The sequence below is a fragment of the Bradyrhizobium sp. 186 genome, from assembly GCF_023101685.1.
GTDB lineage: Bacteria > Pseudomonadota > Alphaproteobacteria > Rhizobiales > Xanthobacteraceae > Bradyrhizobium.
The window spans coordinates 5,662,936-5,676,100 of the sequence record NZ_CP082164.1 but is presented as its reverse complement, the minus strand read 5'-3'; the positions used below and the strand labels follow the sequence as shown (position 1 = coordinate 5,676,100).

12 protein-coding genes are annotated in these 13,165 nt (G+C 65.6%); 9 read left to right on the top strand and 3 right to left on the bottom strand.

Annotated features, from left to right (window positions below):
* Nucleotides 1-199: 199 nt before the first annotated feature.
* The 3 genes from tpiA (at nucleotide 200) to IVB18_RS27265 (ending at nucleotide 3,294) form a co-directional block, all read left to right on the top strand.
* Complete coding sequence (gene tpiA, locus IVB18_RS27275; protein ID WP_247983517.1) at nucleotides 200-955, top strand: triose-phosphate isomerase; 756 nt, start codon at nucleotides 200-202, stop codon at nucleotides 953-955.
* Between the two features lie 154 nt (nucleotides 956-1,109).
* Nucleotides 1,110-1,496 (top strand): preprotein translocase subunit SecG, encoded by a 387-nt coding sequence (gene secG / locus IVB18_RS27270; RefSeq protein WP_247983516.1) that lies wholly within the window; start codon nucleotides 1,110-1,112, stop codon nucleotides 1,494-1,496.
* Between the two features lie 166 nt (nucleotides 1,497-1,662).
* Nucleotides 1,663-3,294 carry a CTP synthase gene (locus IVB18_RS27265; RefSeq protein ID WP_247983515.1) on the top strand — a complete coding sequence of 544 codons (1,632 nt, stop codon included), beginning with the start codon at nucleotides 1,663-1,665 and terminating at the stop codon, nucleotides 3,292-3,294.
* Nucleotides 3,295-3,298: 4 nt separating this feature from the next.
* Here IVB18_RS27265 and IVB18_RS27260 read toward each other — a convergent pair whose 3' ends face one another.
* The 3 genes from IVB18_RS27260 to IVB18_RS27250 form a co-directional block, all read right to left on the bottom strand.
* Entirely contained in the window at nucleotides 3,299-3,961 is a 663-nt protein-coding gene (locus IVB18_RS27260) for an rRNA adenine N-6-methyltransferase family protein (RefSeq protein WP_247983514.1), read from the bottom strand.
* Nucleotides 3,962-4,061: 100 nt separating this feature from the next.
* On the bottom strand, nucleotides 4,062-5,438 hold the full coding sequence (locus tag IVB18_RS27255; RefSeq protein WP_247983513.1) for a HAMP domain-containing sensor histidine kinase: 1,377 nt from the start codon (nucleotides 5,436-5,438) through the stop codon (nucleotides 4,062-4,064).
* Nucleotides 5,435-6,109: a response regulator transcription factor gene (locus IVB18_RS27250; protein ID WP_247983512.1), complete on the bottom strand. Its 675-nt coding sequence runs from the start codon at nucleotides 6,107-6,109 to the stop codon at nucleotides 5,435-5,437. The genes IVB18_RS27255 and IVB18_RS27250 overlap by 4 nt, the downstream gene beginning before the upstream one ends.
* Before the next feature lie 199 nt (nucleotides 6,110-6,308).
* On the opposite strand from IVB18_RS27250, the gene IVB18_RS27245 reads away from it, so the two are divergent.
* The 6 genes from IVB18_RS27245 to glsA all read left to right on the top strand — a co-directional run bounded on the left by IVB18_RS27245 (nucleotide 6,309) and on the right by glsA (nucleotide 13,083).
* The gene (locus IVB18_RS27245) at nucleotides 6,309-6,635 is read left to right on the top strand and encodes an NIPSNAP family protein (RefSeq protein WP_247983511.1); all 327 of its coding nucleotides are present in this window, start codon (nucleotides 6,309-6,311) and stop codon (nucleotides 6,633-6,635) included.
* 120 nt (nucleotides 6,636-6,755) lie between these two features.
* On the top strand, nucleotides 6,756-7,604 hold the full coding sequence (gene kdsA, locus IVB18_RS27240) for a 3-deoxy-8-phosphooctulonate synthase (protein WP_247983510.1): 849 nt from the start codon (nucleotides 6,756-6,758) through the stop codon (nucleotides 7,602-7,604).
* On the top strand, nucleotides 7,604-8,812 hold the full coding sequence (locus IVB18_RS27235) for an MFS transporter (RefSeq protein ID WP_247983509.1): 1,209 nt from the start codon (nucleotides 7,604-7,606) through the stop codon (nucleotides 8,810-8,812). The genes kdsA and IVB18_RS27235 overlap by 1 nt, the downstream gene beginning before the upstream one ends.
* 142 nt (nucleotides 8,813-8,954) lie before the next feature.
* The gene (locus IVB18_RS27230) at nucleotides 8,955-10,139 is read left to right on the top strand and encodes a hypothetical protein (RefSeq protein ID WP_247983508.1); all 1,185 of its coding nucleotides are present in this window, start codon (nucleotides 8,955-8,957) and stop codon (nucleotides 10,137-10,139) included.
* Nucleotides 10,103-11,047 carry a methyl-accepting chemotaxis protein gene (locus IVB18_RS27225; RefSeq protein WP_247983507.1) on the top strand — a complete coding sequence of 315 codons (945 nt, stop codon included), beginning with the start codon at nucleotides 10,103-10,105 and terminating at the stop codon, nucleotides 11,045-11,047. Before IVB18_RS27230 ends, IVB18_RS27225 begins: the two co-directional genes overlap by 37 nt.
* A 161-nt stretch (nucleotides 11,048-11,208) precedes the next feature.
* Nucleotides 11,209-13,083, top strand: coding sequence for a glutaminase A (gene glsA, locus IVB18_RS27220; RefSeq protein WP_247983506.1), 1,875 nt, complete (start codon nucleotides 11,209-11,211; stop codon nucleotides 13,081-13,083).
* Nucleotides 13,084-13,165 lie beyond the last annotated feature (82 nt).

The following is a 13,165-nucleotide window of genomic DNA, read 5'->3' as shown; positions in this document are numbered from 1 at the left end:
GAGCGCGTCTTAATGCAGATTCCGCAGAAGCGCGTCACCAAATTGATAGATCATCATAAAGTGGCGGCTTTCCCCCCGCAACCTCGGGTCAGGCGGCTCTCGATCCCTGCGGTTAAAAGCCCCTGGTCTCTGGAACTGCCGCGGCTCCTCTGCTAGCGCATGCACAAGCCAATCTCGCCCAATCTTGCTGGAAATTGACATGACCGACGCCATCCGACCGCTGATCGCCGGAAACTGGAAAATGAATGGCCTGAAAGCCTCGTCTGCCGAATTCGACGCCATGCTCAATGGTGCGGCAGAGGTGACCGGCAAGGCCGATCTGCTGGTCTGTCCGCCGGCGACCCTGATCGCGGCCTTCGTCGAGAAGGCGCGCGGCAAGGCGGTCGCGGTGGGGGCGCAGGATTGCCACCCCAAGGCTTCGGGGGCCCATACCGGCGATATCGCTGCCGAAATGCTGGCCGATGCGGGCGCGACCGCCATCATCGTCGGCCATTCCGAGCGCCGTGCCGACCACGGCGAGGGCGACGCCCTGGTGAAGCAGAAGGCCGAGGCGGCTTGGCGGGCCGGGGTCATGGCGATCGTGTGCGTCGGCGAGACGCAGACCCAGCGTGATGCCGGCCAGACCCTGGACATCCTGCGCGGCCAGCTCGACGGATCGCTGCCGGACGGCTCGACCGCGGCCAATCTGGTCGTGGCCTATGAGCCGGTCTGGGCGATCGGCACCGGCCTGACCCCTACCGCCAAGGATGTCGAACAGATTCATGGCTTTATCCGGGAACTTCTGACCTCCCGGTTTAGGGACGACGGCGCCAAGATGCGCATCCTGTACGGCGGCTCGGTCAAGCCTTCGAACGCAGCCGAGCTGATGGCGGTCAAAAACGTCGACGGCGCATTGGTCGGCGGCGCCAGCCTGAAGGCGACCGATTTCCTTGCGATTGCCAAGGGCTGCCCCTAGCTAGCCTGGGAGCGCGATGGGTCTGAGTACGGTCCTGCCGATCGGGGGTGGCAATGCCGTTTCCGATCGTGTAACACCGCGCAACTTCAGGAAAACCCGCGAAGCGCGATCGGCTGCCGGTACCGGCGCTGTCGGCTTGTGACGGAAGGACACTATGCAGACTGTTGTCATCGTCATCCACCTCATGATTGTTGCCGTGATGATCGGCGCGGTCCTGCTCCAGAAGTCGGAAGGCGGCGGCCTCGGCATGGGTGGAGGCGCGGGCTTCATGTCGAGCCGCGGCACCGCAAACCTTCTGTCGCGGACAACGGCGGTCCTGGCCGCCGGCTTCTTTCTCACCAGCCTGTTCCTGTCCTGGTATGCCGGCTACGACCGCAAGCCCGCGTCGATCATCGGCCAGCCGGCGTCGCAGACCCAGCCGGCCGGAGGGGCGCCGATCGCGCCGCCGACCTCGGGCGGCATCCTGGATTCGCTGAAGAAGGCGGACGAGCAGCAGCAGAACCAGGCGCCTAGCGGCCCGCAGGTACCGCGCTCGCAATAAAGCAGGGGGGCCATGCAGGGCAGCGGCTAGCGTCCTGCATCAACAATCCCCATCAAGGTTCTGTCACCACTCTTAGTTTTGGCTCACCCACAGGCCCGCAAAATCTTTCGGGCAGAATACGAATCGCTTTGGCGAATCGAATTCGAGGGATTAGAGGTTAAGCCCCATGGCGCGGTACATATTCATCACCGGCGGCGTGGTTTCTTCGCTCGGCAAGGGTTTGGCTTCAGCGGCACTCGGTGCTCTGTTGCAGGCCCGGGGCTACAAGGTCCGCCTCCGCAAGCTCGACCCCTATCTCAACCTCGATCCCGGAACGATGTCGCCGTATCAGCACGGCGAAGTGTTCGTGACCGATGACGGCGCGGAGACCGATCTCGATCTCGGTCACTATGAGCGCTTCACGGGGCGGCCTGCCACCAGGGCCGACAACATCACCACCGGGCGCATCTACCAGGACATCATCTCCAAGGAGCGTCGCGGCGATTATCTCGGCGCGACCATCCAGGTGGTTCCGCACGTCACCAACGCGATCAAGGAATTCGTCCTCTCCGGCAACGACGACTATGACTTCGTGCTGGTCGAGATCGGCGGCACCGTCGGCGACATCGAGGGGCTGCCGTTCTTCGAGGCGATCCGCCAGCTCAAGAACGAGCTGCCGCGCGATCACGCCGTCTACATCCACCTCACGCTGTTGCCCTACATCCCGAGCGCGGGCGAGCTCAAGACCAAGCCGACGCAGCATTCGGTGAAGGAGCTGCGCTCGATCGGCATCCAGCCGGACATCCTGCTCTGCCGCACCGACCGCGAGATTCCGAAAGAGGAGCGGCGCAAGCTCGGGCTGTTCTGCAACGTCCGCGAAAGCGCTGTGATCGAGGCGCGCGACGTCGACAACATCTACGCGGTGCCCGAGGCCTATCATAATGCTGGCCTCGACGACGAAGTGCTCGCCGCCTTCGGCATCGGCTCGCGGATTCCGCCGGTGCTCCAGAGCTGGCAGCGCATCAACGAACGCGTCCGCAATCCCGAAGGCAATGTCACCATCGCCATCGTCGGCAAATATACCGGCATGAAGGATGCGTATAAGTCGCTGATCGAGGCGCTCTCGCATGGCGGCATCGCCAACAAGGTGAAGGTCAATCTCGACTGGATCGAGAGCGAGATCTTCGAGAAGGAAGATCCCGCGCCGTTCCTCGAGCACGTCAACGGCATCCTGGTGCCCGGCGGCTTCGGCCAGCGCGGCGCCGAGGGCAAGATCCGCGCGGCGCAGTTCGCGCGCGAACGCGACGTGCCGTATTTCGGCATCTGCTTCGGCATGCAGATGGCGGTGATCGAAGCCGCGCGAAATCTCGTCGGCATCGAGGAAGCCAACTCCACCGAGTTCGGTCCCACCAAGGAGCCGCTGGTCGGCCTGATGACGGAATGGTTGCGCGGCAACGAGCTCGAGAAGCGCTCCAAGGCCGGCGATCTCGGCGGCACGATGCGGCTCGGGGCCTATCCCGCAGCGCTCAGTCGCGGCAGCCGCGTCTCGCAGGTCTATGGCGGCGCGACCGAGATTTCCGAACGCCACCGCCACCGCTACGAGGTCAACACCGCCTACAAGGATCGCCTCGAGCAGCACGGGCTGAAGTTCTCGGGCCTATCCCCCGACGGCGTGCTGCCCGAGATCGTCGAGTACGAGGATCACCCCTGGTTCATCGGCGTCCAGTTCCACCCCGAGCTGAAGTCGCGCCCCTTCGAGCCGCATCCGCTGTTCGCCTCGTTCATCCAGGCGGCGATGGTGCAGAGCCGGCTGGTGTGATGCCTCAGGGCACAGCGGTGTAGTCACGTTCGAGATGCATCGGCTCCGGCGCGGCCGGCATTGAAGCGTCGGGCGCTAGCGATCCTGTGACGAGCTTCATCAGCGGCCGCCGCGTCAGCTTGTAGACGGCGGCAGGCGGAACGTTCAGCAGGGCGCGATCCACCAGCTTTGCGCGCAAGCCCAGCCGGTCGAGCACCGGTCGCGGGATTGGGCAGCTCATGCCGTAGGTGAACTGGTAGAAGGCGCCGCCGGGGCGGACATAGCTGAACGCGCCACCGATGATCGAGATGACCTTGCGCGTTGACATGTTGAGCAGTGGCAGGCCGCTGACGACGGCGCCAACGGGCGCGCCGTCATAGAGCCGCTCCGTCGTGAGCCGTCCCGCATCCATCCACAAGACGCGCGCGCCGGGAAAGCGCATTTGCAGCAGCTTCATGAACTCCGAGCCGTATTCGATCAGCGTGAGGTCCTGCTGGCGCACGCCGCGTTTCAGGAGCTTGTAGGTGAACGCGCCGGTGCCGGGGCCAAGCTCGAGGATCGGACCGGTCGACGAGGTGATCTCGCGGGTGATGAGATCGGCTAGCGCGGCGCCCGATGGCGCGATAGCACCGACCCGACGCGGGGCCGACATCCAGGACAGGAAGAATGAGAGGAAATCGTTGGGCATGCGCACTCCAGCATTTTGGTTTGCGCCTCGCAAATCAGAAGCGAGGCAGCTCGCAATGTCGCGGGAGTGCATTGCGACAGCATTGCGTATGCTGATTAAATCAGCTCTGCCGGATCGGCGGCAGCGTGATCCGGAAACAGGAGGCACCGCTCGCTGTGTCCAGCACCGAGACGTGGCCGCCATGCAGGAGCACGATCTCGCGCACCATGTTGAGGCCAAGGCCGGCGCCACGATCGAGCGGTGTGAGTCGATAGAACGGTTCGAAGATCTGTTCGCGCTGATCGGCCGGAATGCCGGCGCCTTCGTCGGTGACTTCGATGGTCGCTGGCTTGCTGACGCGAATGCCGATGGTGCCGCGGCGAGGGCCGTGCTGGATCGCGTTCTGCACGAGGTTGGTCAGCGCGCGCTCCAACGCTGCGGCATCGCCGAGCGCCTCGATCGGCGTCGCCGGCGCATCGAGGGCCAGTTCATAGCCGGCGGCTATTGCCAGCGGCGCGAGGTCGGCCGCGACGCCTTGTGCGACGGAGACCAGGTCGACAGGCGCGAAAGGATGCCCGCAGCGATCGAGCCGCTGAATATCGAGCAGCTGCTCGGCGAGCGTTGCGAGCCGCGCGGCATCCTCGATCAGGCGGGTCTTGTCCGGTCCTGACGGAAGCGACTCCAGCCGCGTGCTCAGGATCGCGATCGGCGTGCGCAGCTCGTGCGCTGCGTCGGCGACGAACCGCTTATGGCGGGCGTAGCCCTGATCGAGCCGCGCCAGCGCGTCGTTGACCGCCGCCACGAGCGGCACGACCTCCACCGGAATGCGGTCGACCGACAGCCGCGCGCCGCGCTGATGGATATCGATGCGTCGCGCCTCGTCCGCCGTCATATCAAGCTCCTTGAAGGCACGCTTCAGGATCATCGGTGTCGCGATGAAGGTGGCGGTTCCCATCAGAAGCAGGCCGGGCAGGGCGATGCCGAGCAGCGCGAGCGACGTCGTGAGGAGCGCCTTGGTACTGGTGAGCCTGCCCTGCGTAGCCGTGATGACCTGCACATTGCCAGGCTCGGTGTCGATGCGCTTCAGCCGTGCCGGCGGCTTGCGCGGATCGTCCTCGAAAAGCTGCCAGCCGAGCCGCGCCTGGCCGATCTGGTCGAGGGCGCCGCCGATCGCGGCGAATTCGGCCGGTACCGGGCCATCGCTGAGCGAATGTCCCTGCCTGTCGCGGACCAGGAACCAGAGGTCGGGGGTCTCCTCGCGCAATTGTTTCAGCTCGGGCGTCGGCCGCAAGATGAGGTCACCTTGCGCATCGCGCGCGAGCGCGCGCTGTACCACATCGATCACGCGATCTTCGTCCCGCTCGGCGAGCACGAAGCCCGACGCGCACAGCGCGCCGACGACGACCGCAACCAGCGCCACCAGCAGCGCGGCCTGAAGCGATAGCAGGCGCCAGCTCAGCTGCGAGCGCAGGCAATAGGGGTCGGCATGCTTGCTCATGGCAGCTTCTTGAGGAGGTAGCCGACGCCGCGAATGCCATGGATCTCGATGCCCGCGTCCGCCTCGGCAAGCTTGCGGCGCAGCCGCGAGATATGCGTATCCAGCGCATTCGATTGAATCTCGTCGTCGAAATTGTAGACCGCCTCTTCCAGCGCCGAGCGAAGCACGGTCCGGCCCATGCGGCGGATCAGCGCTTCGAGCACAAGGAGCTCGCGGCGCGGCAGCTCGAACGGCTGCCCGTCGATGCTGGCTTCGCGATGGCCGACATCGAACGCGAGGCGGCCGGCGCCGATGACGTCCGCCTTGAGGCCGGCGGGCCGCCGCAACACCGCGCGCAGGCGCGCCAGCAGTTCCTCGACCGCGAACGGCTTTGCCAGATAGTCGTCGGCGCCGCTGTCGAGCCCGGCGACGCGGTCGGCGAGCTCGCCGCGTGCGGTCAAGACGATGATCGGCACCCCGCCGGCGCGTGCGCGCAGTTTTGGAATCAAGGAGAGGCCGTCCCCGTCGGGAAGCTGGCGATCGAGCAGGATGGCGGCATGGACATCGGCGGAAATGGCCTCCTCCGCCTCGGCGAGCGTGGGGGCATGGTCCACCACCATGTCGTAGCGCTTCAGCGCCGACGCCAGCGCGCCGGCCATTTCCGCCTCATCCTCGACGAGCAAAATCCGCATGGATCCGGCACCTCAACCTCAACCGCACCATTCTAGCGGCCGTATCATTGCGGCAGCATTGCGGGAACCGGTTGTGACGGAATGGTCGTGAGCGGGCCCCAGCCATGCGCGGAACGCCACCGGGGGCGGCCGGGTGGGGCTCAAGACACCGTCACGGCCAATCGTTATAACCCTCCGACGTCATCAGGGAGGAATAAGAATGATCTACGAAATGCGTCAGTATCGCTGCGTGCCCGGCCGTTTGCCGGCACTGCTCAAGCGGTTCGAGACGGTCACGCTGAAACTTTGGGAGAAGCACGGCATTCACCAGGCCGGGTTCTTCACCACGCTGATCGGCGAATCCAACCAGGAGCTGACTTATTTCCTGGCCTGGGAGTCGCTCGCCGAGCGCGAGAAGAAGTGGGGCGCGTTCATGACCGATCCGGACTGGATGGATGCGCGGGCCAAGTCAGAGGCGGACGGCCAGATCGTCGGCAACATCGTCAGCCAGCTCCTGACGCCGACCGCCTTCTCGTCGGTGAAGTAGGGCACTCCGGGAGCCTTGCGGAGAGCTTTGGCGCAACCCTGATATTCGAATGGCCGGGCCGAATAGGGTTGATCCGACCTGTTCGGCCGCTATGGTCGCGGCGAAACGAGGGAAATTGCCTTGAGCTCTTCGAATTCAGCGGCGCCGGTCGTCGCCATTGGCACGGTCAGTTTCGGCAACGATCTGCCGATCTCGATCATTGCCGGGCCGTGCCAGCTCGAAAGCCGCCAGCATGCGCTGGAGGTGGCCTCCGCGCTGAAGGAGATCGCCGCGCGGCTGAAGCTCGGCCTCGTCTACAAGACCTCATTCGACAAGGCCAACCGTACCAGCGCATCGGCTGCGCGCGGCCTCGGGCTGGCGCAGTCGCTGCCGATCTTCGCGGAGATACGTTCCACACTTGGCCTGCCGGTCTTGACCGACGTGCATGATGCCACGCAGTGCGCCGAGGTGGCGCAGGCGGTGGATGTGTTGCAGATCCCGGCCTTCCTGTGCCGTCAGACCGATCTGTTGCTCGCGGCGGCTGCGACCGGCAAGGTCGTCAACGTCAAGAAGGGCCAGTTCATGGCGCCTTGGGACATGGCGAACGTGGTCGCCAAGATCACCAGCGCGAACAATCCCAACGTGCTCGTCACCGAGCGCGGCGCGTCCTTCGGCTACAACACGCTGGTCTCGGACATGCGCGCGCTGCCGATCCTGGCGCGCACCACCGGAGCGCCCGTGATCTTCGACGCCACCCATTCGGTGCAGCAGCCGGGCGGGAACGGGAGCTCCTCCGGCGGCGAGCGCGAATTCGTCCCGGTGCTCGCACGCGCGGCCGTTGCAGTTGGCGTCGCCGGCGTCTTCATCGAGACCCATCCCGATCCCGACCGCGCGCCTTCGGACGGTCCCAACATGGTGCCGCTGCGCGAGTTCGAGGGGCTCATCCGCACGCTGATGGCGTTCGACGCGCTGGCAAAGAACCCGCGCTGATGCAGCAAGGCGAGGCGCGGCCGCAGGATCACGGCTTGCCGGCGGCGCTCTACGTCATCTCCGGTGCGAGCTTCGCCGCAGCGCTCTCGGCGCGGGCGCTCGATCCGGTGCTGCCGCACGTCGCCGAGGATTTTGGCGTCAGCATCGCAACCGCGGCGGGCTTTGCCGCGGTGTTCGCCTTCACCTTCTCGATCATTCAACCGCTGGTCGGCGCTGCCGCCGATCTCTTCGGCAAGACGCGGCTGATGATCGGCTGCCTCGCGCTGCTTGGGCTTGCCAACATTCTCGGTGCGCTCTCGACCTCGTTCTCGTTGCTGTTCGCCAGCCGCATCCTCGCCGGCATCGGCTCCGGCGGCGTGTTTCCGGTCGCGCTGAGCCTGACCAGCGATCTCGTCGGGCCGGAGAAGCGGCAGGTCGCGATCAGCCGCACGCTCGCCGGCGCGATGACCGGCAACCTGCTCGGCGCCTCGGCCTCAGGTCTGATCGGCGACTTCCTCGGCTGGCGCGGCGTCCTGGCGTTGCTCGGCGCGTTGGTGATCGTCGCATCGATCGCGGTGGGCGCCGGTTTTCATGGCGCCAAGGTCAAGCATCCGCCGACGACGAGCCTGTCGGCGCTGAAGGCCGGCTACCGCACCATCTTCACCAATCCGAACGCTTACGTGTGCTATTCGGCCGTGTTCATCGAAGGCTGCTGCGTGCTCGGCCTGTTTCCCTACATTGCCTCGTTCCTGTTCGACCTCGGGCAGACCTCGTTGTCGATCGCGGGCATCGTCATCGCGGGCTTCGCCGCCGGCGGCTTGTTCTACACAATGACGGTGTCACGCATGCTGCCGCGGCTCGGCGTCAAGGGCATGATGATCGCGGGCATGACGCTGGTCGCCTCGCAGCTCGTCGCCGTCGCCTTCGGGCCGCGTTGGGAGGTCCAGGCGCTGAACCTCATCGTGATGGGCTGGGGCTTCTACATGGCCCATGGCTGCCTCCAGGTCTTTGCCAGCGAGCTCTCGGTCGAGGCACGCGCCACCGCACTGTCGCTGCATTCGTTTTTCTTCTTTATGGGACAGACGGTCGGGCCGCTCGCCTACGGCTTCGGGCTTCAGCATGGCGGCAAGGCGCCGACCCTGCTCACGAGCGCCGCGATCATGGTGGTGCTTGGCCTGGTTTGCGCCCGGCTGCTTAAGCCGCGTGCACCCTACGACGCACAGGTCTGATGGAAGTATCGAATTACCGATTCCCCGTATTTCCCGTGGAGGAACGGTAGCGGAATCCCTTCGATCTTAATCAAATCTCACCCTTCGCTCCGTAGAGTGCCGGCAAGCCGTCGGTTGCGGCATCACTCCACCGGATTGTCAGATGCAAAAGCAACGCTCGGTCGCCCGCATTCTCGGAGCAGTGGTTGGTTCTCTCGGCATCGTCCTCGTTCTCATCTGCGCCTACAGCCTGAAGCAGGCGGTCAGCCGCTATGCCGACAGCAACCGTATCGTGTCGCTCGCGATCGCGAGCCGTGACATGACCAATGCGCTGGTGGTCTTCCGGCTCGAGCGCGGAGATACGCTGAGCAATCTGTCGGCGCCTGTGCCGACCCCTGAAAACACGCTCAACGCCATCGCCGACATGCGCGCGGCAGCCATCAAGAACTATGGGCAGGCGCTCCAGACCGTCGAGCAGCTCGATCTGCCCGGCCTTGCCGAGCGCGTGCAGAAGCTGCGTGGGACCTGGGAGCAGGTGGATGGCTTGCGGGTTCGCGCCACTGCGGCCCTGCGTCAGGACAAGGCGACGCGGGACGCGGCTCTCATTCCGGCATGGGCCAAGGCGACCGATGCCTATATGGATGCGATCGGTGACGTCACCGCGCATGTCGACAATGCCATGACCTTGATCGACCCGGTCGTCGACCGCCTGCTGCTGGTCAAGCAGTCGGCCTGGCTGGCGCGCGCTACGGTCGGCCAGACCATCCTCTCGCAGTTCAGCGCGATCCTCGCCAACAAGTCCTGGACCGCCACCGACGGCATCGATTTCGCCGATTTGCGCGGCCGCTCGCAAGCGGCCTGGAGCGTCGTGCGGAATTTGAGCGCGAATGCTGCCTCGCCCGGATTGATGCAAGCGATCCGCGACGCCGAGCCCGATATGTCCGGCGAAATCTATGACGAGCGCAACACCGTCGCGGCCCGCCTGTTGAAGGGCGAACCGGCCGGCATCACCGGTCTCGACTACCGCAATCGCCAGCTTGCCGGCGCCGACAAGCTCGTTGGCGTCACCCAGTCCGCGCTCGCCAACATGATTTCGCGTGCGGAAGAGGGCACAGCCCACGCGCGCAGCGGCCTGATCCTGTTCGGCCTCCTGGTGCCGGCCTCCCTCGCGCTGATGATCGGCGGTCTGTTCCTGATGCGCAATCGCGTCACCCGCCCGCTGACCGCAATCACCGGCGTCATGACCCGCTTCGCGGCGCATGATTTCGCCAGCAAGGTTCCGGGCCTCGACCGCAACGACGAATCGGCCGCATGGCCGCGGCCTTGCAGGTGTTCAAGGAGGCCATGATCAACGCCGAGCGCCTGTCGGGCGATCAGGCCGGCGAGCGTGCCGACAAGGAGAAGCGGGCGGGCGAGCTTGCCGGCCTCGTGCGGCAGTTCGAGAGCCGGATCGGCCAGATGGTGCAGACGCTGTCGAGCGCCTCAGGCGAGCTGGAGACGACGGCGCGTTCGATGTCGAGCACTGCGGCGGAAGCCCAGGACCAGGCCGGCTCGGCCTCGACCCTCGCCGACCAGGTCGGCGGCGGCGTGCAGACCGTGGCGGCGGCGGCTGAAGAGCTCAACGCCTCCATCCGCGAGATCAACCGCCAGGTCGAGCAGGCGACGCGCGCCACTGACCAGGCGGTCGATACCGTGAAGGAAACCAACACCACCGTGCGCGCGCTGGCTGAAGGCGCCGACCGCATCGGCGAGGTGATCGGGCTGATCACCTCGATCGCGGGCCAGACCAATCTCCTCGCACTGAACGCAACCATCGAGGCCGCCCGCGCCGGTGAATCCGGCAGGGGCTTTGCGGTCGTGGCGAGCGAGGTGAAGAATTTGGCGTCGCAGACCGCGAAGGCGACCGAAGAGATCAGCACCCAGATCACCCAGATTCAGGAAGCGACGCAGAAGGCCGTCTCGGCAATCGACGGCATCGTCAAGACCATCGAGGAAGTCTCCAGCATCAACCGCGTCATCGCCGCGGCCGTCGAGGAGCAGAACAAGGCCACCGCCGAGATCGCCCGCACCGTGCAGCACACGGCGGAAGCGACCTCGACCGTCACCCGCAACATCGCAACCGTCTCGTCGGCGGCGAACGAGACCGGCCGCGCAGCGTCCGGCGTGCTCAAGGCGGCCGCCAACCTGTCGAGCCAGTCGAGCTCGCTCACGGGCGAAGTGGACAGCTTCATCACCAAGGTCCGCGCGGTGGCGTAAGACGCCGGGTAGAGCGGCAAGTTCGAGGGACCGTCGCAGCGTCAGGCTGCGGCGGCCTTTCTCGTGGGGCAGGCGCGATCTCGCGTCACCGTGCCACGGTCCTCTCCAGTATACATGGCACGAGGATTGCTTCGATTTTGGGCGAATCGAGGTGAGATATTGTGGACGCCCAGCCCAGCCGTTCGCCCAGCGCAGCCGGCGCGACCCGATCGACCGGATATCCCACCAAGCCACCGCTCCGGCGCTTCCTGACCGATTGCTACGAGGAATTCAGGGCCGACCGTTCGGGAGAACTCGCCGACTACATTCCCGAGTTGAAGCGCGCCGATCCCGATCATTTCGGTGTTGCGCTCGTCACCATCGACGGTCACGTCTACGAGGTCGGCGACAGTGCCGTGCCGTTCACGATCCAGTCGGTCTCAAAAGCCTTCGTCTTCGCGCTGGCACTGGAGACGGTGGGCGAGGAACGCGTCGCGGCCACCATCGGCGTCGAGCCAAGTGGTGAGGCCTTCAACTCGATCCGGCTCACCAACGACAACCGTCCCTTCAATCCCATGGTCAATGCCGGCGCGATCGCCTGCTCCGGCCTGATCTACGAGGTGGACGGGAAGGGTGCCTTCGAGCGCGTCCGCTCAAAGCTCAGCCAGTTCGCGGGCCGCGAGCTCGGCGTGGACGGGGCCGTGCACGCCTCGGAGACCGCGACTGGCAACCGCAACCGTGCGATCGCGTGGCTCTTGCGCAATTACGCGGTGCTGCCGGATGACGTCGATGCGGTGCTCGACGTGTATTTCCGGCAATGCGCGATCCTGGTGACCGCGCGCGATCTGGCGGTGATGGCGGCAACCCTCGCCAATCGCGGCATCAATCCGGTGACGGGCACGCAGGTGATCACGCCGCACATCGTCGCCCGCACGCTGTCGGTGATGACGAGCTCGGGCATGTACGACTATGCCGGCGAGTGGACCTATCGCGTCGGCATCCCCGCCAAGAGCGGCGTGGGTGGCGGCATCGTCGCGGCGCTGCCCTCGCAATTAGGGCTCGGCACCTTCTCGCCGCTGCTCGACAATCATTTCAACAGCGTGCGCGGCCTGAAGGTCTGCGAGGCGCTGTCGGCGCGGTTCGACCTGCACATGCTCAACCGCAACGCCGACGTCCGCACCTGCATCATGGCGGATTACGACGTCTACGGCATCTCCTCGCGCCGCAGCCGCCAGCCGCACGAACAGCAGATTCTCGATGATCGCCACAGCGACATCCGCATCCTTGAGCTCGTCGGCGCGCTCAATTTCGGCACCATCGACTACGTCACGCGAAGACTCACCAGTGAGCCGCCGAACGCGCCGCTGCTGATCATCGATTTCCGCCGCGTCCCCGACATCACCGCGGCCGGTGCCGAGCTGTTGGGCGAAACGCTGACGGCGCTCGGCAACGCCGGTATCATCACCATCCTGTCGGGTTTCGAGGAGACCTCCGCGGTGTGGGCCGCGATCTCGGCGCGCACTGTGGAGCCGCGCCGGCTGCGGCGCTTCGCGCTGCTGGACGATGCCATCGAATGGGCCGAGGACCAGGTGATCTATCGCTTCGGCGGCTTCACCGACGTGAAGGAGAGCGCGCATCTCGGCGAACAGGCGCTGCTCGCCGAGCTCGACACCGACGAGATCGCCGCCATCGTCAAGCTCTCGACCACGCGCCACTATACTGCCGGCCAGCGCATCATCGCGGCCGGCGAGCCCGCCAATTCGCTGTTCTTCCTGCAAAGCGGCATGGTCAGCGTGAAATTGCGAAGCGGCGTGCGGCTGGCTTCGCTGGGCCCCGGCATGGAGTTCGGCGAGATGGCGATCCTGGAGAGAAGCCGCAGCGCCGACGTCTTCGCCGATACGCTAGTGACCTGCCTCGAACTGCCGCTCGACAGTTTTGCCGACTACCGCCGGCTGCATCCCGAAACCTCGCTGAAGATCATGCGCAACCTCGCCGCAATATTGGCGCGGCGGCTGGTGCTCGCAAATGCGAAGGTCGACCTGCTCAGCGCGTATTAGGGGCGCTTGCCGGCTTTGCGCTTGCCAAGCTCCCGCAATGTGAAAGGATGAATTTGGAGCGGTAGCTCCCAACGCAATTTCA